The organism is Ferrovibrio terrae (assembly GCF_007197755.1).
GTDB lineage: Bacteria > Pseudomonadota > Alphaproteobacteria > Ferrovibrionales > Ferrovibrionaceae > Ferrovibrio > Ferrovibrio terrae.
Map to the genome: position 1 here is coordinate 750,317 of NZ_CP041636.1, position 22,184 is coordinate 772,500.

17 protein-coding genes (1 of these 17 cut by a window edge) are annotated in these 22,184 nt (G+C 57.7%); 7 read left to right on the top strand and 10 right to left on the bottom strand.

Features of this window, described 5'->3' with window-relative positions; all coding sequences use genetic code 11:
• Positions 1 to 22: 22 nt before the first annotated feature.
• The 6 genes from FNB15_RS03525 to FNB15_RS03550 are packed head-to-tail and all read right to left on the bottom strand — an operon-like array spanning position 23 to position 6,676.
• On the bottom strand, positions 23 to 1,843 hold the full coding sequence (locus FNB15_RS03525; RefSeq protein ID WP_144067386.1) for an AMP-dependent synthetase/ligase: 1,821 nt from the start codon (positions 1,841 to 1,843) through the stop codon (positions 23 to 25).
• Between the two features lie 10 nt (positions 1,844 to 1,853).
• A complete protein-coding gene (locus FNB15_RS03530; protein WP_144067387.1) occupies positions 1,854 to 2,675 on the bottom strand; it encodes an ABC transporter ATP-binding protein in 822 nt (273 codons plus the stop codon).
• Positions 2,672 to 3,868, bottom strand: a complete 1,197-nt coding sequence (locus tag FNB15_RS03535; RefSeq protein ID WP_144067388.1) for an ABC transporter substrate-binding protein — start codon at positions 3,866 to 3,868, stop codon at positions 2,672 to 2,674. Before FNB15_RS03535 ends, FNB15_RS03530 begins: the two co-directional genes overlap by 4 nt.
• 29 nt (positions 3,869 to 3,897) lie before the next feature.
• Entirely contained in the window at positions 3,898 to 4,941 is a 1,044-nt protein-coding gene (locus tag FNB15_RS03540; RefSeq protein ID WP_144067389.1) for a branched-chain amino acid ABC transporter permease, read from the bottom strand.
• A 3-nt stretch (positions 4,942 to 4,944) separates the two neighbouring features.
• The gene (locus FNB15_RS03545) at positions 4,945 to 5,826 is read right to left on the bottom strand and encodes a branched-chain amino acid ABC transporter permease (RefSeq protein ID WP_185973700.1); all 882 of its coding nucleotides are present in this window, start codon (positions 5,824 to 5,826) and stop codon (positions 4,945 to 4,947) included.
• Between the two features lie 7 nt (positions 5,827 to 5,833).
• Entirely contained in the window at positions 5,834 to 6,676 is an 843-nt protein-coding gene (locus tag FNB15_RS03550; RefSeq protein ID WP_144067391.1) for an ABC transporter ATP-binding protein, read from the bottom strand.
• 821 nt (positions 6,677 to 7,497) lie between these two features.
• Between FNB15_RS03550 and FNB15_RS03555 the strand changes: the two genes are divergently transcribed.
• The 5 genes from FNB15_RS03555 to FNB15_RS03575 all read left to right on the top strand — a co-directional run bounded on the left by FNB15_RS03555 (position 7,498) and on the right by FNB15_RS03575 (position 16,625).
• Positions 7,498 to 8,499, top strand: a complete 1,002-nt coding sequence (locus FNB15_RS03555) for a hypothetical protein (protein ID WP_221932739.1) — start codon at positions 7,498 to 7,500, stop codon at positions 8,497 to 8,499.
• Positions 8,468 to 9,889: a hypothetical protein gene (locus tag FNB15_RS03560; protein ID WP_144067392.1), complete on the top strand. Its 1,422-nt coding sequence runs from the start codon at positions 8,468 to 8,470 to the stop codon at positions 9,887 to 9,889. The genes FNB15_RS03555 and FNB15_RS03560 overlap by 32 nt, the downstream gene beginning before the upstream one ends.
• A 319-nt stretch (positions 9,890 to 10,208) precedes the next feature.
• On the top strand, positions 10,209 to 12,914 hold the full coding sequence (locus FNB15_RS03565; RefSeq protein WP_144067393.1) for a PD-(D/E)XK nuclease family protein: 2,706 nt from the start codon (positions 10,209 to 10,211) through the stop codon (positions 12,912 to 12,914).
• A 1-nt stretch (position 12,915) separates the two neighbouring features.
• A complete protein-coding gene (locus tag FNB15_RS03570; RefSeq protein WP_144067394.1) occupies positions 12,916 to 16,077 on the top strand; it encodes a UvrD-helicase domain-containing protein in 3,162 nt (1,053 codons plus the stop codon).
• Positions 16,078 to 16,103: 26 nt separating this feature from the next.
• On the top strand, positions 16,104 to 16,625 hold the full coding sequence (locus FNB15_RS03575; protein ID WP_144067395.1) for a hypothetical protein: 522 nt from the start codon (positions 16,104 to 16,106) through the stop codon (positions 16,623 to 16,625).
• An 873-nt stretch (positions 16,626 to 17,498) separates the two neighbouring features.
• Here the strand turns inward: FNB15_RS03575 and FNB15_RS03580 are convergent.
• Positions 17,499 to 17,759, bottom strand: coding sequence for a helix-turn-helix domain-containing protein (locus tag FNB15_RS03580; protein ID WP_144067396.1), 261 nt, complete (start codon positions 17,757 to 17,759; stop codon positions 17,499 to 17,501).
• Between the two features lie 431 nt (positions 17,760 to 18,190).
• Between FNB15_RS03580 and FNB15_RS03585 the strand changes: the two genes are divergently transcribed.
• Positions 18,191 to 18,760, top strand: a complete 570-nt coding sequence (locus FNB15_RS03585) for a hypothetical protein (protein WP_144067397.1) — start codon at positions 18,191 to 18,193, stop codon at positions 18,758 to 18,760.
• Here FNB15_RS03585 and FNB15_RS03590 read toward each other — a convergent pair.
• Complete coding sequence (locus FNB15_RS03590; RefSeq protein WP_144067398.1) at positions 18,745 to 19,236, bottom strand: hypothetical protein; 492 nt, start codon at positions 19,234 to 19,236, stop codon at positions 18,745 to 18,747. The genes FNB15_RS03585 and FNB15_RS03590 overlap by 16 nt on opposite strands.
• A gap of 566 nt (positions 19,237 to 19,802) precedes the next feature.
• On the opposite strand from FNB15_RS03590, the gene FNB15_RS03595 reads away from it, so the two are divergent.
• The gene (locus FNB15_RS03595) at positions 19,803 to 21,476 is read left to right on the top strand and encodes a hypothetical protein (RefSeq protein WP_144067399.1); all 1,674 of its coding nucleotides are present in this window, start codon (positions 19,803 to 19,805) and stop codon (positions 21,474 to 21,476) included.
• On the opposite strand, the gene FNB15_RS03600 is transcribed toward FNB15_RS03595, so the two are convergent.
• Both FNB15_RS03600 and FNB15_RS03605 read right to left on the bottom strand, forming a co-directional pair.
• The gene (locus FNB15_RS03600) at positions 21,433 to 21,951 is read right to left on the bottom strand and encodes a hypothetical protein (RefSeq protein WP_144067400.1); all 519 of its coding nucleotides are present in this window, start codon (positions 21,949 to 21,951) and stop codon (positions 21,433 to 21,435) included. The genes FNB15_RS03595 and FNB15_RS03600 overlap by 44 nt on opposite strands.
• Positions 21,952 to 21,954: 3 nt before the next feature.
• A protein-coding gene (locus tag FNB15_RS03605; protein WP_144067401.1) for a tyrosine-type recombinase/integrase crosses the window boundary here: on the bottom strand, positions 21,955 to 22,184 show its 3' portion. The gene runs 757 nt beyond the window's last position; the window shows 230 of its 987 coding nt (coding positions 758–987); its start codon lies beyond the right edge, outside the window; the stop codon is at positions 21,955 to 21,957.

Below are 22,184 nucleotides of genomic sequence, written 5' to 3' on the forward strand. Positions count from 1 at the left end.
CAGGCATTCGACAGTGGTGGCGCTAGGCGTAAAGCGCCTCAATCACATCGCTGTATTTTTCAGCGACGATCTTGCGCCTTACCTTCATAGTTGCGGTGACCTCGCCGTCGTCGTGATCGAGTTCTTTCACCAACAAATGGAATTTCCGCACATTCTGAACCTGCGGCATCTTCTGATTGACCTTGTCAATCTCGCCCTGGATCAGCGCCTGCACACCCTCATTCTCCGCCAGACTGCGGAACGTCGTATAGGTGATACCGGAATCTTCCGCCCATTTCGAAACTGCGTCGTAATCAATCTGTATAAGCGCAGAGACAAAGCGGCGGCGGTCGGCAATCACAATCGCTTCCTTGATATAGGCCGAGAAGCGGAGGGCATTTTCGATTTCGGACGGCGTAATATTCTTGCCGCCGGCGGTAATCATGATGTCTTTCTTGCGATCGATAATGCGCAGCTCACGACCGCTTGAGGCATCCACCCACTCACCGATATCGCCGCTGTGCAGCCAGCCCTCTGTGGAAATCGCCTCGCCGGTGGCTTCCGGATTGCGGAAGTAGCCCCGGAAGACAGCTCCACCACGCATCAGGATCTCGCCATCTGGACCCAACTGCACTTCGTAGCCTGGCAGCGCAGGACCAACCGTACCTATGGGAGAAGTCTCAAGCTGAATAGTCGAGGGCCCTGAGGATTCCGTCATGCCGTATGCTTCGCGAACCGGGACTCCGATAGCGCGGAAGAAGGCGAGAATCTCGGGTGTGATCGGGGCACCTGCAGACACAGCAATGCGACAGTCCCGCAATCCGATGAAGTTGAGAACCGCACGGATGACGGCAAAGTACCAGAAGGTCCAGATAAGACGCTGGCTCAGAGACCAGGTCGACCGGGGCTTGGTGGCAAAGCCAGAAATACTCCGCATTGCCGCGTTGTAGACCCATTCCCGGAAACCACCGGCTTCACGCACTTTCGTCTGGATGCCAGCATGGAATTTCTCCCAGATGCGTGGCACACCAAAAAATACCTGCGGAGCAATCTCGCGCAGATCCTGTTGGACGGTCCGCAGACTCTCGGCAAAGTTCACGACCGACGCAGTCTTGAGCGGTATCTGGACGGAGAACATCTGCTCTGCCACATGGCAAAGCGGCAAATAGGATACCAGCTGATCATTGTCGGACTGACGAAGCGCCGAGTTCAGACTGATCGAGCCTGCATTAAGGGAGCGCCAGGTGAGCAGTGCGGCCTTCGGCTTTCCGGTAGACCCGGAGGTAAAGACCACCAAAGCAACGTCATCAGGCTGCTGATGGCTTAGCCGGTGCGCCAATGCATCAGGATCAGCGGAGTTCCGCGCCTTACCCAGCTCTACAACCTGGTCAAAATAGTGCAGTCCAGCATTGTCATAGCGCCGCAAACCGCGAGGGTCGATGACAATGATATGGCGCAGATGCGGTAGGTGCTCGCGTACCGCCAGTACCTTGTCGACCTGCTCCTGGTCTTCGCAGACCACAACAGGCGCTTCCGAAAGCTGCAAAAGGTACTGGACTTCATTTGCCGGCGATGTCGGATAGACTCCTGCGGTCACTGCCCGCACCATGCCGGCACCAAGCTGTGCCAGAACCCATTCCTGACGGTTCTCGCTCAGTATCGCTACCGCTTCACCCTCGGCGAGCCCGAGTTCGATCAAACCTGCCCCGAAATTCCGGGCGGTCTCAGCATATTCTTTCCAGGTCAGGGGCTGCCAGATGCCCTCGCGTTTCTGCCGCAAGGCCACGGCATTGGGCTTTGCCTGAGCCCAGTGCAGCAGATGATGTGGTAAGGTCTTGAAAGAGGAATCCGGGGCGGCCTGCATATTCACTGCCTCACGAAAGCCAGCGCTTGCGGCGCTTGTAATGCTTGATGTCGCGGAAGCTGGCCTGATGCTCGCCACCATCGGCGCTACCGAAATAGAACCGGCGGACATCTGGATCATTTTCAAGGAAATCGCTCGTTCCATCGATGACAATACGGCCATTTTCCATGATGTAACCGTAATCGGCGATCTTCAGCGCCTGGCGGGCATTCTGCTCGACAAGCAGAATTGCAACGCCATGCTCACGATTGATGCGCTGGATGATACGGAAAATGTCGGCCACGACCATGGGTGCGAGCCCAAGAGAAGGCTCATCAAGAACGATGAGGCGTGGCTGGCCGATCAGGGCGCGACTGATCGCCAGCATTTGCTGTTCCCCGCCCGAAAGATACCCGGCAATCTGCTTACGCCGCTCCTTCAGTCGCGGAAAATACGAGTAGACCATATCGAAGTCCGGCTTGACAGATGGTCGACCCTGGAGCGCGTTTGTTGCCGCGATCAGATTCTCCTCTACTGTCAGCTCATCGAAAACGTGCCTGCCTTCACGGACATGGGCCAGCCCGCGACGCGGCAAATCATGCGGCGCAAGGTTCAAAATGGATTCACCAAAGAAGGCAATATCGCCACTGACCACCCGGCCGTTTTCCAGCGGCAGAATGCCGGAAGCGGCCTTGAGCGTCGTCGTCTTGCCGGCGCCATTGGAGCCTAGAAGGGCCACAATGGCGCCGGACGGCACGTCGATCGACAAACCGCGAAGCGCCTGGATACTGTGGTGATAGACAACTTCTATCCCAGTAACCGAAAGCGCCTTTATGGTACTTGCTTCGGTCACACGCTGATCCAGTCACCGCCCGGCTCCATGGCCTTGGAGGTCGAGTTGTACTTGTAGAGGCGACCAGAAGCGATCTGGTGACCACTGAGGTTGACCGGGAGGCCGGAAATGCCGCCAGAGTCCCACGCCGTCATCGATTCCAGAGCCGCCTTCATATTCGGCAGCGTGAACGGCTTGTTCGCCTTGATGCAGCGTTCAGCGATTTCCGCGAATACCATGCCCGAGAGCCAGGCATTGGTATAGAAGAACGAGATGTAGTTCATCTGCGGACGCGTCTTCTGCACATACTCCCGCATCGTGGCCAGCATGGGAGCGCCGGTCTCATAGAAATAGCGATACGGGGTCACGCCGGTGTAATTGCCGCCAGCGGCAGCAATGGCATCATAGGTGAGCTTGTCACCGCTCCAGATCGTACCCATGATCTGGCTCTGCACGCCGGCTTCGACAAGCTGCTTCACGAATTCCGGCAGCGGGGCCAGGATATATCCCTGGAAGACGATGAAGTCCGGTTTCGCGCGGCGCAGTTTGGCGACTTCCGGCGCCACATCGATGCCAGACTGCTTCGTGACGATCTCCGCAACGATCGGCAGGCCGAGCTTCTGCGCACGCGCCTTGGAAGCGGGGATGCCGTCGTTGCCGAACTCGGTTTCGGTATAGACCAGAGCGATCGTCGGCTTCTTGCCCGGATTGCTGCGGGCAATATGCTCCATCAGCACTTCGTGCATAGCGCCGTAGCTCGGACCGGAGATGAAGTGATGCGGCATGTTGACCGGATCAGCGAGCGCCCCAGCCAGTGACGGCGAGGCAGTGATCACCGAACCGGAAGCGATCGCTTCCTGGGCCACGGCCTTGCACCATTCGGTACGATCACCGTAGAAGAAGGCCGGCTTTTCCGAGGCCATGATCTTCTTGAAAATGGCGACGCCCTGGTCAACCTTGAACCCACTGTCTTCTGCGACGTAGCGGAGCTTGCGCCCCATCACACCGCCATTCTCATTGCGCCAGGCAATATAATCACTGAGCCCTGCATTCAGACTCGCCCCTGCAAAGGCGAAGGGGCCAGTGATCGGCTGCGCCGCGCCGATCACAATTTCAGGGTTGGCAGACTGACCAATGGCGAAGCGCGGCACAGTGGCAACTGCAGCGGCTGCACCGGAAGCGGCAAGGAACTTTCTACGCGTTGTCTTGAGCATGATGACCTCCCTGGTTTTCTGTTATCTCGTCAACTGGTTTTGAACGGCCAAAGGTGGAAAAACCGGCGAACACGGGCCCAGATCTCAGCCAGGCCATGCGGCTCGCAAACAAGGAAAAGGATGATCAGGGCGCCGAACACCACCTGGCCCATGGGCAACACGATCTTTGCCGCCGACGGCACCCATTGCGACAGTACGTGCGTTCCAAGCCTCAACGCTTCAGGCACAAAGGCCATGAAGGTTGCGCCGAGCACACTGCCAAGGATGCGCCCCAGACCGCCGACAATGGTCGCGGCCAGGTAAAAGATCGCCAGGGTGAGGCTGAAATACTCAGGATTGACGGCGCCATAGTAGTAGCCCAGAAGCGCCCCCGCTATACCGGCATAGAATGCGCCCAAGGCGAAGGCCGTCAGTTTGGCTTTCAGCAGGTTGACGCCAATCACGGCCGCCGAGATATCGCGGTCCCGCACTGCAATCAGGGCACGGCCGATATGCGTCCGGAACAGGTTCCGCGTCGCGATCCCAACGACAAGGGCGCAGATCATGATGATGTAGTAGATTCGACGATCCCCACCCAGATCGAAACCGAACAGGCTGGGTGACACGACATTTGTCCCGCCGAAACCACCCGTAACCGCACGCCATTCCCGGAATATGAAGGTCAGCACGAAATGTGCAGCCAAGGTCGCAATGGCCAGATAGAGGCCTTTGACGCGTAAGCTGGGCAGGCCTGTCACAATGCCGGTGGCTGCTGCCGTCAGCCCCGCCAGCGGCAACACGAGATAGAACGGAACCCCTTGCTTGGACAGCCAAGCCGCCGAATAGGCGCCCACACCAAGGAAGGCTGCATGCGCCAGGGATATCAGTCCGGTATTTCCGGTTGTGATATTAAGCCCAAGCGTCGCAATGACATGGATTCCAATAATGCAGGCGATGGCAATCAGGTAATCACTCGCGACAAGCGGAAAGAGAGCGAGGATGGCAACAAAGGCAACCATCCAGTAGCGCGCCGCAGGAGAATCCCAAAGCTGCTCCTCGGCCGCATAATTCTGGAAGAAAACGCCGCTGCGCATAGCTTAGAGCCTCTCGATCGTTCTGGTACCGAACAGCCCGTAGGGCCGGAACACCAGGATCGTCAGCACGACGATGTAGGGAACTACCTCGCGTACTTTTCCGCCCATGTAACCAACCATCACGCCATCGAGCCAGCCGATCACGAGGCCTGCGATGATGGCTCCAATGATGCTGTCCAGCCCACCGAGAATGATTACCGCAAAGACCCCTAGTGCCGTCGTCGCCAGCAGTGGCGAGAGACCGGCAGTGGCGGCAACGAGGACGCCGGCAACAGTCCCGGACAGTCCGGCAAGCATCCAGGTCAGACGCTGCGCATTGCGAATATCGATACCCATCGTACAGGCAGTAACCGGATCATTGGCCACAGCGCGCAGCGTGACACCCGTGCGGGAGTACCGGAAAAACAGAAGGAAGGCAGTAATGAGTGCAGCCGCAAGAATGAAGTTTCCGAACACATAACCCGGAATCAGGATTTCTCCGAGATTCAGCGGCATGCGAGGTAACAGTGACGGAGTGCTGTGGGTGTCACTTCCCCACACGACTTCGGTTAGGCCGTGCAGAACCGCAGAAATGCCGATCGTTGCCATCAGAACCGAAATCACCGACTGACCGCTCAAAGGGCGCAGGACCGAACGCTCGATAATAAATGCGAGCACCGCGATTCCAATGATCGAAAGCGCGAAGGCGATCAGGAGCGGCCAACCGAGCACGACATGACAGGTGTAGTAGAGGTACGCGCCGAGCATCATTACGTCGCCGGTAGCGAAATTGATAACCCGTGTGCCCTTGTAAACCAGCACGAAGCTCAGGCCGATCAAGGCGAGGACACCGCCCGAAAACAGGCCCAGCAGACTGAATTCCATGAATTCGTAGAAACTGCTCATTGGATGATCAGCCCCTCTCATCGCCGAGATAAGCACGCACCACTTCGGGGTGGCGGCTGACTTCATGCGGTTTGCCGGCTGCAATGACTTCACCGAAATTCAGCACGACGACATGGCTCGAAATGTCCATCACCATGCCCATGTCATGCTCGATCAGCAGAACGGTTGCGCCCCACTCTTCCTGGACGTCCAGGATGAAGCGCGCCATGTCTTCGGTTTCCTCGCGATTCATGCCTGCAACCGGCTCGTCCAGCAGCAGAACGCGTGGCCGCATGGCTAGCGCCCGGGCAAGCTCAACGCGCTTTTGCAGACCGTAGGAAAGGGACTCGATCGTCCGGTGGCGGATATGGTCGATCTCGAGGAAATCGATGACACGGCGCTCGATTTCAGTGCGCAAATCCATTTCTTCACGCTTCGCAGCCGGACTGTAAGCCAGGGCACTAAGCAGGCCGGCCTTCATTTGATGATGACCACCAAGCTTGATGTTCTCGAGTACCGAGAGGCCACGGAACAGAGCGATGTTCTGGAAAGTGCGCGCCAAGCCGAGACGAGCCCGGTCATGCATCGGCACCTGCGTTATGTCCTGGTCGCCAAGGCGAATGCGGCCGGCCTTGGGCCGGTAAAAACCGGAGATAGTATTGAATGCGCTGGTTTTACCCGCGCCATTTGGGCCAATGATGGCAGTTATTTCGCCTGATGGTGCAGCAAAGGAAACATTGCGCAGCGCATGGACGCCTCCGAAACTGAGCCCAACTTCCTGGACTTCAAGCGAAAGCGCAGACGAGGGCCGGCCTTTCCCGACCGTATCCGCCGCCACCGCCTGATGCGCGATTGAAGCTTCTGAGACCATCCCTAGATCCACCTATCGCCTTGTTCTGGCGCTTATTGGCAGATCGTATACTACCGTACCGTACTAATGCAAACCTTTTTCCGGAAGAGAAAAACTGCATCCGTTTTCAAGCCGCGCGCGTAGAGACCTAATACCTCGTCCCATGAAATAGACAAATAAAATCAATATAATAAGCCCTGCTCCCTAACGAAACTCAAACAATCACTTGTTTTAGCCTGAGTTCCGTCAGCCCATCAGACATGAAACCAAATCGGCCGATATCTTATGGAATGTTTGCCTACGCACCCACATGCCCTGCCGTTCGCGACCAGCTTGATATGCGCCATGGTGCCGTCGAGGCGCCCCATAGGCGAGCTTCACACGGCCATCGCCTAGACCGGCGTGGCTGACCTTCACGACCTCCTGCGGCTCGCCGCCGCTCCATTCCCTGAGCTTCGCCATCAAACGCTCCACGGCCCCTATAAGAGCGAATGCTTGAGCATCCGGGGCATGCGCGTCCACAGGATTTGCGCAACCTAACCTTCGCATGCGGTTGTAATCGCCTGCGCCACCTCCGCTAATCGCGGCGCCGACAAGCAATCTCCAGGCGCGGATTATCAGATTATTTGCTTGTTTTCTTGTTTTGTTCTATAATAGCAAAAAGACTACAATAGGTTGTTTAGCTCCTCTTGAGAGAGTAGACCCAAATGCTGTCACTCGGCATGCGAATGACTCGGACGACATGGCCAACGGGTGGTTGGCAGTCGCCGAATAGGCATATGGGGAGGCTTGAAGTGGGATTCCTAACAGAGGAAGAAAACCGCTCGCTGCGGATTCGTAGCATGATCTTGCACGTCGTCGGCGGTGAGGCTGACTTCGAGCCAAAAGAAGCCAGGGACGTGGTGCACGACGAGTTCTTCATTAACCGCATCCGGGACACGGACGTCGCCCCCATCTTCCAGTTCAAGGATGATTCCGGCACCCGCGACCAACTGGTCGCGATGGCAGGAAATCCGGTGACGTTTGAGGCCGGCGCCCAGGCATTGTCCCGCCAGTTCTCCTTGCTCCATGTGACTGCCAGCCGCGATGGGGCATTCTTCATTTTCGAACTCGAATGTGATGTCCCCGGCGTCACCATCTATAGCCTGATTAAATATGACTACCGAGAAGCCATCGAGCAGGATGATGCCGAGGGCAACTTGCGTCGTATTGTCCACGCCTTCACGGACGACAAACGCTCAATCCAAAAGGCCGCGCTGATACGTGTAGTGAACGCCGCCGCCGACCCGATGGTCTCTGCAACTGACCGCGTTCGCCCGTCGCCAGAAATCAGCGACTACTTTGAGCGATTTTTGGGGGTGAAGCGGTCTCGGAGCGACCAAGAGTTGAGTACGGCGGTAAAAGAGCTGTTGCGCAAGACGCTTTCGGAGTTTCAGGACGTACTGCCTGGCCGCGACGTCGCTGGCGCCATTACACGAGCCGTCGGCAATCTGCGCGATAGACATCAGATTACCGAAGAGGCAATCGGGGAAGCCATCATAGCTGCTGCTGGCGCGCCCGATGACGAAGACCTGCGCGTGAGAATGCAGAACAGGGTCTTGAAAAAGATGCAGCAAATGAAGCTGGATGGCTTGGCATTCCGCCCCGACCGCAACGTTTTGCGCCGCCCGCCGCAACGCAAGGTCAGGACCGCCGAAGGCGTTATATTGATTTATCCCGATGAGGGGGCCGAAGGTACCGTCGAGCGCAACAGGCGTCCCGACGGTAGTGAAACAATCACCATTCGAACGGCGCGTATCGAGGAAGACACCGTTGTCCGTGATAGCACTCGCAGAATTGCTTGACCAACTAAAGGCCGAAGAACCGGCCTTTCTGATTGAGACAGCAGATACAGTTACTGTGTCGAGCCTACAGCTGGCCGACGCACGTGCGGTCCTTGGTGCATCAGATGCGGCAGGCTGCCAAGCACGTGTTTTTGATGGCGCGAACACACCATGGGAGCGTCATGAGCTCGACGAACACATTGCACCATTTCGAATTGTCATCAGTAAGCCGCAGCCTGCCGCTGGCGGCCTGCAGATCCTAACGAATATTGCTCTCAAGGCATTCCTGAAGACTGGCACCCCCCACACGATCTGGAATGTCGCGCGTCTGCGGACAGATATTTTAACACAAGGCCGCCTGTTGCGGCCGTGGGAGTCGAATGTCGCTTTCCAGCCCAGCTTGGCGACAAAAAGTCCAAGGCAACTTGTTCGAGAGTACGGTGCAGAGCGCTCCGTCCCTAAAGATATTCGCCCTTGGCTGATGACCGATATCAAGGGCATCCGCCTGAATGACCCAGCGTTCAAGGTCTGGGCCGATGCGTCGATTCGCGCGCTGGTGCTGGCATTGCCGGATGAAATTGAGGTCGATACCGGCAGGTTAAAATTCAAAGGGCCGCCGCGTCTAGCCCTCACGCCTCCCGATGCGTATGACGACTCTGCTGATGCCATCGGCGCCGAAGCTTTCAAAGAGCTTCAGGAAACTGTCGCATGGGTGTTCGAAAACGAACGAGAAGCAGAGCAGCGTCACATCTTCCTCTCGAATGAGCTTGCCAGATCCGCTGGGAATACAGACAGCACGCTTAACTGCATCAAAGACCATGTGTCCGCCGCGCACGAAGGCGCGCGGGTCGCATATCAGATGTCCGTCTCTGAGGTCAGCCGCGACACGCTCAAGGCGCTCGGCGATTTGCGGAAATCTGTCACTGACGACATCGTTAAGGTGAATGATACGACCCGCCAGCTCATTACCTCGCTGGCCGGTGCAATTGCTGTAGGCATTGGCTTGATTGTCGCTCGATTCACAACCAGCATGGACGCCAATCTACTGCGATGGGTGATGGCAGTCGTTGTGGTCTATGTTGTTTCGATTTGTTTTTCAGGTGTGCAATTCATTTTGTTGCAGCGGACACTTCGGAAGGAATGGCAGGCTAAGCTTTATCGGTTTTTACCCGCTAAAGAATTCAAGGAGATGGTGACAGCACCGACCGGCACAGCAGAGAAGACGTTCTTCTGGGTATCTGGCGTCAGCTGTCTAGCGGTATTCGGTTTAGCGTATGCAATTTTCACGACGCAAACCCCTAACCCACCTCCATTGCCTTCGCCTGCTCCTGCGCAGCAATCAGGCGCCAGTCCGGCCGTACCGGTTATTCCAACGGCCGCAGTCCCGGCCACGCCGTCAAAGACCCCGTAAAAAGCAACCGAAAGTATCGAAGGCCTATACTTTATCCTGCGCCTGAGACTGCCGCCCATCATTGCCGCCAGAACTTCGTTGGCCGACACGCTCAGCGGTGCCAGTATGCACTGGCTCACCCAAAATGGCCCAAGTAGATAGGCGCAAAGTCCGTCTGCAAACCAACAGAAAATACAAAGGTATGCCGGATTGAGATCTTGTTGCTGACTCGCTGATCCGCCAATACCTTGACCCTACAGGCTGACGGCCCAGGGGTGGGTCGCAACACATATCAGTGCGTAACCACAGGGCTGGCAAATGCTAGCCCGAGGGAGGACGTATGAAGCTGGTCTTTGGACTGGAAGCGGATAGCCGTGTGTATCCTGACTTTCCCGGACCCGGTCCCGGTGTCCTGGATGAGGAAGTCGTCGGCCCTCGCGGGCTTGTAGGACTGCTGGAGCTTCAGCTGGGTCTGTCTGGTCCCACCAAGTCCGAAGCGGTGCGTATCGCAGCTTATGCGGCGAAGCTGCAGATTGTGCTGGCTGAACGGAAGACCGTTTTCTTTGCCGCCTCCTTCAGCAGGGACCCTTGGGCGACTGCGGAGCGCCTGCTTCATTGGCGTGACAATCTGGTACTGGCTGGCTGGGCTGGTACAGCCATCGGAACATCCCGAGCGGATGACCTAGCGGCCGCCGAGGCCGCAGGTAATCCGTTGCCTTTTGGATTTGCCGACCGCCTGGCCGCAGTTCAACGCGCATTGGCCTCTAAGCGCACCCTGCGGGTTATTGAAATCGAGGTTATCGAACTACCTTCAAGCCTGCCGCCGCATATCAACGAACTTTTTAAAGCCCTGACGGCTTGTGGTGTCACGCTGAACCAGCGGCCGGTGGGCCAGGTGGCCGCGACGGGCAATGATCTCGCCAAGGTCAGCAAGTTCCTGAAAGAAGCGACGATCGACCCGCTGGTTGGTGATGGCTCATTTATGGTCGTCCAGGCTGACACAGCCCTGATGGCTGCCGAAGCCGTCGCCGAGTGGCTGGCTGCAGGTAGCGAAGCCGACCTGAACGAGACAGTCATTCTAGCCCCCGGCGGCGATACTGCGCTGTTGGATGGTGCACTGCTCGCTCGTGGGCTGCCCACACTGGGGCAGTCGGCATCATCACCGTGGCGGGGCGCCTTGCAGGTCCTTCCCCTGGCATTCGCGACTATCTGGAAGCCGTTCAATCCTAAGCCGCTGCTCGACCTGTTGCTGCTGCCGAAGCCGCCGATTGGCTTCGGTGCCGCCCGGACATTGGCTTATGCCTTGTCCAAGGAGCCCGGCATTGGCGGCAAGGCCTGGAATACCGCATGGGAGAGAATTGAAGCTCGGCAGGTTGAAAAGGAAGCTGCCAAAGGTCACACCGACGCAGAAGCGCGGGTAGCCAAGAAGTTCAAGCGCTGGCAGCAATGGACCACCGTAGGCCAATACGACCGCCACGAAGGCATCCCAGCGGAAGCAGCCAAGGCGATCGCCAGCCGGGTCGCTCAATGGGCATTCGCGACGAACAGCGCGAAGAATGACCCCTTGCTGTTCGCTGTAGCTGCAGCCGCAACGGCCTTGGTCGACGCAATCACAGTCATCGGTCGCGAGAGTCTTCCCGCCCTGCTGATTGAGCGCATGATTGAGCAAGTGCTGGCCGAAGGCGCCGAGAACCCCAACCATATCGCACAGTCCGGTGGTCTTCGGTGCATCAGGCACCCAGCAGCGCTATGGGGGACGGCAAAGCGTGTCATCTGGTGGAACTTTACCGGCCCTGGTGAGCGGGTTCGCCCGCCGTCCGAGCCCTGGAGCAAGGAGGAGCTGGAAGCGCTGGAGAAAGCTGGATGCAGGCTGGCTTCGTCAGCCGACATCGCGCGCCAGGTGAGCGCAGCCTATGTGAACGCCGCCTTTCGGACCTCGGAATGCCTGCTTCTGGTCCGGCCATCGCTGTCAGGGAGTGACGAGACCACCAGCCATCCGCTGGCGCATCAGTTGATGCCCATTCTGAAAGCATCAGATCATCGCGAAATCTGGCAGGCGGAGCAAATCCTGGCCAGTGCGGCGACTAATCTCTCCAGTCGGAACCTGGCGCGCCAACTGAGCCCTCAGGCGTCCCTGCCGAAATCGCGCAAAGCCTGGACACTACCGGCCGCCGCAATTGCCAAGGTCAAGGAACGCGAGGAAAGCCCCACCGGCCTTGAAAACCTGGTGAATTGCCAGATGCGCTGGTTGCTCGCCAATGTCCTTGGACTGTCGGCCGGTCGCTTTGCCGAGATCCCGGACACCGACCAGCTTCTCGGCAACCTGGCTCATGAAATCGCTTCTCACGTCTTCAAGCCGGGCAATGTCCCCGACAAAGACAAGATGAGAGCCGATGTTGGCCGGATTTTCGATGAACTTGTGGACGCCATTGCGGCACCGCTAAATCAGCCTGAGCACGCCGGTGAACTTATCCGCGCCCGCGTCCATGTTCCGAGCTCCTTGGCCCACTTGGCCGACTACCTCAGAAGCAAAGGCCTAGAGGTCGTCGGAACCGAACTGCCCCGCACAGCAGATCTCGGCGACCTGAAAATCGCCGGGCGTCTCGACATGCTGGTCAAGAATCCAGAGGGCGTACTCGGCGTCATTGACCTCAAATGGAGCCATAGCGCCCGGCGCCGTCTGACTGAAATTACCGATGGTCGGGCAATTCAGCTCGCTGCCTATGGCACGATTGCGGATGCCTCGACTGCGGGCACAGCTGATGGCGCCTATTACCTGCTCAATCAGCGCCGCCTGATTGGTCAGGAAGGCGGCCTGGTATCCGAGGAAGAGGTCGAGGTCGATAAAGACCTGTCGCAGACCTGGCTCGACCTGATTTCTACCTGGAAGTCCTGGCGGGACCAGGCCATTGCCGGGAACGCAATCGCAGGCGGCATCGAAGGAGTGCCGGAACCACCGGCCGGAATTGGCATCCCTGCGGACGAAAAGCCCTGCAAGTACTGCGACTACACCAGCCTGTGCCGCGTCAGCACGAAGGGTAGCTGAGATGAGCAAGCTCAACATCAATACAGTCACCGCCTCAGCTGGCGCAGGTAAGACAACACGTATCGTGCGCCGCATCGCGGCCGAGGTGAAGGAAAGGCCGCCCGAAGAGATTATGGCGACCACTTTCACCGTGAAGGCAGCGGATGAGCTCATCGAACGGGCCCGCGCTGAGCTTTACGAGACCCACCAAGAAGACAAGGCCGTTCGGCTGCTTGGCGCGCGCTTCGGCACTGTCAATTCCGTATGCGGCCAGATTGTCGCCGAGCACGCATTCGAATTGGGCCGGTCGCCTCGCGCGGAAGTTATCTCCGACGACAGCGTGAACCGGATTCTGGCAACGGCTGCCAGCGAAGCCATCTCCAAGCATGCCCCGGAACTGAACCATATTGCTGAGCTCTTCGGATATTCGGACCCGTATCCTCCGCACGTTACCCGACCTGACTGGCGCACGACACTCAGGAAGATTATCGACCTGGCCCGCTCCAATGGCTTGAATGCCGATGGATTGCAGACTTCTGCCGATAAGTCCGTGGCTGGCTTCCTGGACCTGCTCCCCAAACCGCAGCCAGGTTTGACGTCGGAAAAGCTTACGGCCGACCTTACAGCTGCGGTGAACGAAGCCCTGAAGCACTCGGCCACGATTACCAGCGGAGACGGAACAAAAACCGTAAAAGAGCTGATTAAGATTCGCGGCAAGCTGAAACGCAAAGCCGCCTTAAGCTGGCCGGAGTGGGCGCGCGCGTCCAAGCTTAAATATGCGAAGACCAAGGATGTAGAAGTCTTCAAGAAGGCTGTCGAGAACATCAAAAGAATCGCGAGCAACCATTTCGGCCATCCACAACTCCGGACGGATTGCGAGACGTTCATCAGGACACTGTTCGCTTGCGCAGCAGACTCTCTGGCGGCATACGACGAATACAAGGCCACCCGCGGCCTGATTGACTTCACTGACCAGGAAATGCTGGCGCTCCGCGTCCTCTCCGATGCCAAAATGCGCATGCGTCTGGCCGAACGGGTCAACCGCGTCTTCGTTGACGAATTCCAGGATTCCAGCCCGCTTCAGATTGCCATTTTCACTTCGCTGGCCGAAATCGTGGAAGCCAGCACCTGGGTCGGGGACCCCAAGCAGGCCATTTACGGCTTTCGCAACGCCGACAGCGCTCTGACGCAGGCCGCGTTCCTCGGCGCCGGTCAGGGCACAAAACCTGATGACCCGCTGCGTACGTCTTACCGAAGCCGCAAGGGCATCGTCGATTTCGTCAATGAAGCATTCTCGCCTTCGCTCGACGCCATGGGCTTAAAGCCTGAAGAGCATCGTTTCACCGGCACCGACCGCAAGGAGGATGGCTTCAAGCGGCCTCCGTTGCATGTCTGGTGGGTTTCTGGGAGCAACAACGACAAGCAGTCCGCTGCCTTGGCTCATGCGGTAAAGGCTGTCATCGATTCCCCCGAAAACTGGCCCGTGGATACCCGCAAGGGGGCCGTCCGCCCGTTGCGGATTGGTGATATCGCCATCCTGTGCCACACCAACAAGGAAGTGGAGCGGGCGGCGGCGTCCCTGAGCGCCATTGGTATCCCGGTCGCGGTCGAACGCGACGAGCTGTCCAAGACTCCACATGTGGAACTGGCCATGGCAGCTCTCCGCTGGGTGGCCGACCAATCCGACCGGCTTGCCCTGGCAGAGCTAGCCCGCTTCTTCTCCGACGACCCGGAATCAGACGCCTGGCTGCAGGCAGTCGGCGCGGAAGACCCGGATGCTGCCTTGAAGGCTGCGAACCCGATTTCCGATGCTCTAGAAGTCCTGCGTCAGCAGATCCTGGAGCTGACCCCGGCCGAAATGGTCGATGCCATCATCACCCTGCCACCGCTGCTGAGCCGGATTGAGCGCTGGGGTAACCATGGCGCGCGCCTGGATGACCTGGAGGCTATGCGAGGGTTCGCCAGGACCTATGAGACGGAGTGTGCGGGTTCAGGCGCTCCCGCAACGCTGTCCGGACTGATCCTGACGTTCGAGGAAGCCGAAGCCAAACGGCCGAAGAGCCTGCGCCCCGACGCCGTCAACGTGATGACCTATCACAAGGCCAAGGGCCTTGAGTGGCCATTGGTCATCCTGTCCAGCCTGCATAAGGACCCGGAGCCCCGACTGTTCGAGCCGGTCGCGGAGGTCGACGGCAAATTGGACTGGATGAACCCGCTCGCTGGACGGTGGATTCGGTACTGGCCGTGGCCGTATGGAACGCAAAAGGACAATGTCGGACTGGATGAAGCCGCAGCCAATTCTGAGGCGGGCAAACTGGCGTTGCTGCGCGCTAGGCAGGAAGCCACCCGCCTCCTGTATGTCGGCGTAACGCGAGCCAGAGACTACGCTGTATTCGCGCCGAGCACCAAGAACGGCGCCGAGTGGCTGAAGGTTCTGGATACCGGCACTGGTACCGCAGACTACGTCGTGCTGCCGAAGGCTGCCGAACCTATCGCCGCAGGGCCCCATAAATTCGAAGCTGAAATCGTAACCCTCGCCGCACCTGAAGACGAGGAGACCGCGGCACCAATCATTCTGCAGACCCACGTTCGCCTGGGCCGGGAGGCTGTCGTTCGCAATCCGCTGTTCAGGACACCCAGCACCGAGATTACAGCCGTTCCGTACAAAATTGTCGGCCGCGCCGAGATTGGTCATCGCATTCCCATCGTTGGTGATGCAGACATGGCCATCGTCGGCGAAGCCGTACACGCCATTCTGGCAGCGGACGATGTGTCGGCGCCAGCAGATGCCAGACTTAAAATGGCCCAGGACATCCTGGACCGCTGGTCCATGAAGCTGTTGAAAGCCGCCGATATCCTTAAAGCGAGCGATGCCCTGAACACCCATCTGCTTCAAACCATCCCCGGCGCGACCGTTTTCAAGGAGGCTCCGGTCTCTGCACATATTGCCGACCAGCTGGTATCGGGGCGCATTGACCTGCTGGTTGGTCATCCTGGCGGCTACGCCATTGTCGACCACAAGTCATTCCCCGGAGCAGGTGAAAGCATCGACACCAAAGCCCTGAGCTTCGGTCCGCAGCTTGGCCTCTACAGGGATGCTGTCGAAACAGCCACCGGCAAGAAGGTCACAAACCTGCTGGTCCACATGCCCATCAGCGGGCATCTCATCGAGATCTCCATGTAACGAGGCAGCAAGACTGAGAGGGAATCATGGGACTGGATTTCAGAAATCTTGATGACCGTACCCGCGCGCTTATGGTCGAGGAGATCGACCTGGATGGCGACAACCTGTATCTCAGTCGCTTTCTCACCGATGATGGCCAGGCACAGTGGCCAGGCTTGCTGCGAGACGCTGCCTTGAATGGCAACGACGACACCCTGGCAGCAGCCGTGCGCGGCGGGCGACTGCTACGGCGCCAGTATCAGAGGCGGAAGCCTAAAGGTGGCTTTACCATGGCGGAGGTGCCCGTTACCGCACACCGGACCCTCGCCGAAGGCCAATTCAATGTCTACTACATGAGGGCCCTTGCTCGACGGGCCATCGAAGAGCGCCGCAGCATCATCGTGTATCGGGCGAAGCGTGTTCAGGAACCACGGCCAGAGTCGCAGCGCATGATTGACCGACAACTCGAACCGAACTTCGTTCTGGAAACACTGAGGGCCGACCATGGGGTCGAGCCAGAAACAGGCATTCCACTTCCCAATTCTGGGCTTACCGTCGAACTTCAGTAGGCACTTGATGGTGCCGTTATCGGCGCTCTGGGATGCGACCCCTAAGTTATGAAGGCAAAAGTCAGTTGTCGCGGCCGTGAACGGTAGTGAGAGCAGACACGTTCTAGGCGTCTGTTACGCGTCCGTTCATAAGCACGAACGAAAACATCCTTCGGCCTCGGCACGGATTTCTCCATGTCGATCTCCTCTTTCATCTAAAGCTGGATTGCCCAGCCGCTCCGGCTGCCAAACGCAGCCCGCGTCGCGTGGAGCCTGACCAAAGGTCAGCGAATCAAGAGGCCGATAACGGCGACACCGATTCGAGCCGATCAGTGTCCGCCTTGCAAGTTTCGATGATTAAAAACACATTTGAATGCCAAGTTATGCAAATTCAAATCTGTATACAGACCATGCTTTGCGCGATATCTAGAAGATAGGTTCATCCATTTGGCCAGTGGACGAGCGGAGTTGCGAATTGCAGTCTCTGGCCCATGGACTCTCAGGATCGCGTCAAACCGCAAATTCCCGCAACGGTCACCGATGACCCCTTGCTCTCAAATCGCGACTTGGCCCGGCGATGGCAATGCTCACCCTCTTACATAGAGAAAAAGCCGCCAACGGAACTGCCTGCGCGTTGCGGCGTGCTCCCTGGCCGCCATCGTTATCGGCTCTCGGATGTGCTGCGCTTTGAGGCCGCAAGAGTCGATCCGCGTCACCCGCTGACATTTGCCGCCTATAGTGGCGGACCGTGTCACACATTAAGTGACAATAAGTCACAGACCGGATTTCCAGTTCGACTAGACGTCACGGGAGCATCGACCAAGCGACGAACCGGACGCAAACCAGTGCCGGCGATATCATAAAGCGGCATCTCGACTGAGTGCCATCGCTCTATCATCCCGCACGACGCCCTCTTGGCATCGGTTTCGGTTTCGGAGCACCCGGCAGTGGTTCGACAAACAGCTCCACGATTCTGACCTTCAGGGCTTCGGCCACTTTCTCCAGTGTATCGATGCTGGAATTTACGGTCGCCCGTTCAAGTCGGCCAATGAAGGAAGCGTCTACTCCCGCCTCTCCAGCTAGATCCTCTATTGTCAGGCCGCGCTCGACGCGAACCCGCCTGACATTCCAACCGACAATTTTCCTCGCATCCATAAGCGGAAACGAGCAGCTTGCTCACAATTATAACAGGGCATATATTCCCTTTATATATGGAGGTGATATGCAGCGCTCATCGACACCGCAGCTAAAGGCGTCTGGTCGCAGAACACCCATCGAGAGCTTTCCGCCAGAACCGCTATATCCGCGTCTTCGAAAAGTAGCGAAATGGAGTGTTGCCTTGATTCTGGTCTTGATGGCTATAGCCGCCATGACAGACTGAAAGACATGCGCCCTACAGTGACTATAAAGCCCGGCTCCGACCTAGTGGCCGGCAGCGCGAATAATGTCTGGAACCGACACCAATCCCGCCGGTGTATATTTGAAGTTCTTAAGATTCGCCCACCGCGCGATTGAAAAACGGATGAGGAGCAATGCCACGTCGAAGCTTAATATTTGCCGATATCGAAGCATCCGGCCTCCAATTCTTGAGCTACCCCATCGAGATCGGATGGGCCTGGGCGGAGCGGTCACACATCGAGTCACGCAGCATTCTCGTCAAACCTTCCGCAGAATGGCTCAGCTGGAAAACAGGATGGAATCCAGAAGCCGAACGGCTGCACGGTATTTCATTGGAACAGCTGCTGAGAGAGGGAATCGAAGCTCCAAAGGCCTGCGGAACCTTGAACTACGAATGGCACGATGCCGAAGTATTTTTCGACACAGGTTCAGGCGCACACGACTCTCGGTGGCTGTCAACTCTGTATAGAGCGGCATCGCTCGAGCCTTCATTTTGGCTCTCCGATCTTTCATCCGATCGTTGCATCCTGAGCTATGCCCGGATGTCCCGCATCACTGACACCAGGATTCGTGCCCTCGAAATCTTGGCACCCAAGCACACTCATCGAGCGGCCCAGGACGCCGCTAAATGGGCATGGCACTATCTGGCAGTGAAGCTGATCGCAGATCGTGAAATCATCTCTGAAAGTGAGATAGCAGATTTGGCCAGCTCTATTCAGATCAAATTCAAGCCAACCATGGATCAGAAATCTGAGTAACGCTTAAGAGCGATCAAAACGACAAAAGCAAGGCTCAGAAGAATGGCGATGCCGAGTAGACACTCAACTGCATGTGCATATACGATTCCTCTTATACTTGAAACCAAAGTCCGGCCGGCATTATTACCTTCAATCTTTAACATATTGAGTTCCTCCCCATCGGAAGCATCAAGTTGCTTATGCATTGATGCCTGCAACGCCGAGGCCTCCGGCCGGGCATACCTTCTTGAATCAGTGTCTATGAGCAATTTGACCAATCTATCTATGTGAACTGAATCTCCTTCAGTCGCTCTGAAGTTCTTCTGAATGATTGGCGTCGCCAGTTGAAGATCGAAATCGTGCCTGACTAGCACTAGAAGTATGTGCATAACTGCCACATGTCGATCAGACGGCATGTAGACATCTACCCTGAACCGGCTCTTTCCGCTCCCCTCCTGCTTACGCCGCGCCATAATCGCCCCCTCCAGATTGGACATCGTCAACGAGCGCACTCCCGTGATCCAGGTCACCGGGCGCACCCGGCACCGAAAAAGGCATTGCGCTGCTTCAACCTGGTTAGACGTCAAAATCGGGGCTCCGGTTTCATAGGAAATGGGAAATTCCGCGTCTCGCTAGGATTGCTGTTTCCCATCACGTCAGTCCCAGCCACTATCATCCCCCCGGAAACCACCACGCCCCCCGGTTGACGAAATATGAAGATGGGGATTTCACCAAGCTTACCGGGAGCCACACCGGTAGCTGTGTAGTGCAACGCCACATCGGGGAAGCGCAAAGAGGCAGCGGATAGGTACCGCAGGCCTTCAACAACTGACGCCCTACTCTGGTAATCCGCACTGATACGACACACGGCCTGCGTAACTATCTCCGCAGGCACGCTGGGGAGCCCCTGACATTAAGTATCCGGTAGCCAGTCTGCTGCTGCATAGGGGCGGAACGTGTCCGTCAGATACAGCCACCTACACTAGCCACAAGCCAATGATGTAACCGCTGGAGCCAAAGCCGCGTCTAACTCCTGGAACAACATTTTCCATGGGAGTACCCGGTGAAAGCAAACAGGCTCAATTACGAAAGCGGACTACCAAGCATCAAGGCCCGAGTTGAGGAAGAGTGGCGCATTGGCCGTCTGGAAGACGACGACGACATCGCGACAATGCTGAAGCGGATACTCGGGCAAACCCGGCGCCAGGGGCTTTCTACCGGAGGCCCGACACGAACGTTCCACCTGAATGTGAAGTCGTTTAAAGTGGTGGCACCTCGTCGCGGGCGGCCAAATTCGAGCCGGCCGGGCGAAGATCAAGGCAAAATCCACAGACACTCAGGCGGGCAGAGCCCCAAGCTGCGCCGGCGGGTTCTACTCAAGCTGTCTTATATTCAGCGCACAGACGCCTATAAGCAGCATACAGACCTGCTGGCCGTTGGCGGCAGCCCGGCACACGCCATGCTGTCCTGCGCCTTCGCCCTGGCAGCCGGATCGGCCCGCTCGAATGCCAATATCTTCTACACGCTCGTGGTCGAGTTGCCGCGAGGCATTGACACTGAGCAGTGCAGGCAGGTCGGCGATGCATTGGCGCAACACTTCGCCAGCCGTCTTTGCCCAGCCACCTATGCAATCCACGATCCCGACAGGCCGCATCTGCATCTCATCGTCGCGGCACGCCCATGCCGCGAAATTTCCGCAGGCTACTGGGTAGCCGAGTGCCAAGGGCGTATGGGCCACCCCGGATTCCGCCTCTTCAATGGCAGGGCCGAGATTCGGGAGTTTCGCAATACCGTGGCCGACATGATCAATGAAATTTGCCAACCTGAGGTCAAATTCCATCCGGGACGTCGGGCCGCCACCGGTTTAAGCGGAGACCCGGAGCGGCGCTTGATCCGGAACGAACTCCGGCGGCAATTCAACGGCATCAAATGGTTCGTGCTTGAGCAAGCCACGAGACTCCGAAATTCCCGACTGGTGGACACAGTCCAAACCAATGACAACATCGCAGCGAGTTCGAAACCGGGGAATGCCCCAAGCATCCGGTTTAGGGCGCCGGCAGCGCCTGGAGGCGCGCAACCGCAGATGACTTCTGATCGTGAATTTCCCCCTGCTGTCATCCGGGGCAGCCGGCCAGCCGGTGAAATTCAGATCACTCGATCCGACCGCTCTTCCGGTCCTGAAGCGCCACCCCGAATCCACCCCTCACGCCCCAAAACTCCCCAAGGGCCAATCCAGCAGACGGATTCCGGATTTAAGCCGGGCGTGACGAAGCCTACAAACCAAGCGTCCACTCGGGGGATTTTCCCGCCCAACAGCCACCCTGTGGAGCCTCGATCAAAGTTCAAAAGACCACCCCCATCTGGGATGGCACCAGGTGGCTCAGCGCTACGCCCGCCCGTGTCAACTTCTGACATAGAAACTCTCGTGGCCATCTCGAAGAGAATTTGGCGGGATCCGGCTGCAGAGACCGAGGGGCAACATCATTCACGTCTCAGAGCCATGCCGCGGGCTAAGCTTGAGCAGGCCCAGAGATGCACCTTACGGCTGATCGAGCTTTATGCTCCACAGTCGGCGGGGGCATCCAGCCAGATCCAGGAGGTGTTGGAGATGCTGCGGCAAGGCAACCGGGTCTCTGCCACGATTCTGGCAGAGCCGGAGCGGATGCCCCCACGCAGAAATGGCAAAGCCTCCGTCAATGCCAGTAAGCGGAAGCGTCCTGGCGATCGCGAGCAATGAGCGCTTGTTCGGTTTTCGCGGGATCAGTGGGATAGACGCCCCAGCGCAATCCTATCGGAAGCACCTCCCATTCGATCCTCAGCAAGCCTTGATAACGACTCAGCTGGCTCTCGATGGCTGCCACCAGTGGGCCGACATCCGCCGAGCGACAATATGCATCGCTTCTGTAGTCGAATGCTGGCATCCATGGCGGTAACCCAGCCTCCATACACGCCAGCATGGAAGCAAAAACACGTCCATGAACGATGAGGTCAGCCAGAATCGGCCGCAATACCCAACCGGCAGGAAGGTGCTCGGTGCTGGTCACCGCATCTTCCTGGCTTCGATAGACTGGCGCGGAGAGCAGCAGGTTTGGGCTGGTCGACCAGACATGTCGGGCAAACGGAAGGTCGGCAACACTCTGCTCTGGCTCACCTTCACCGAGATAGATGCCAAGATCCGGATGCCAAATTACGTGGAAGCCGTGTAGGCGCATGGATTATCCCAGCTCCTTAGCGATATCTTCCGGCCGCAACTGGGTGTAGCGCTTCAGCATCTGCAGCGTTTGATGCCCTGTTATAGCAGAGACCTTCATCATATCGAATCCGCGTTCAAAAAAGCGACTGGTCGCCTCATGCCGCAGATCGTGAAAGGTCAGCCCCACGATATCGGCACGCAGGCAGGCCCGCTCAAAAGCTTGCGTGACACCGTCTCCGGTGATCGGGAATA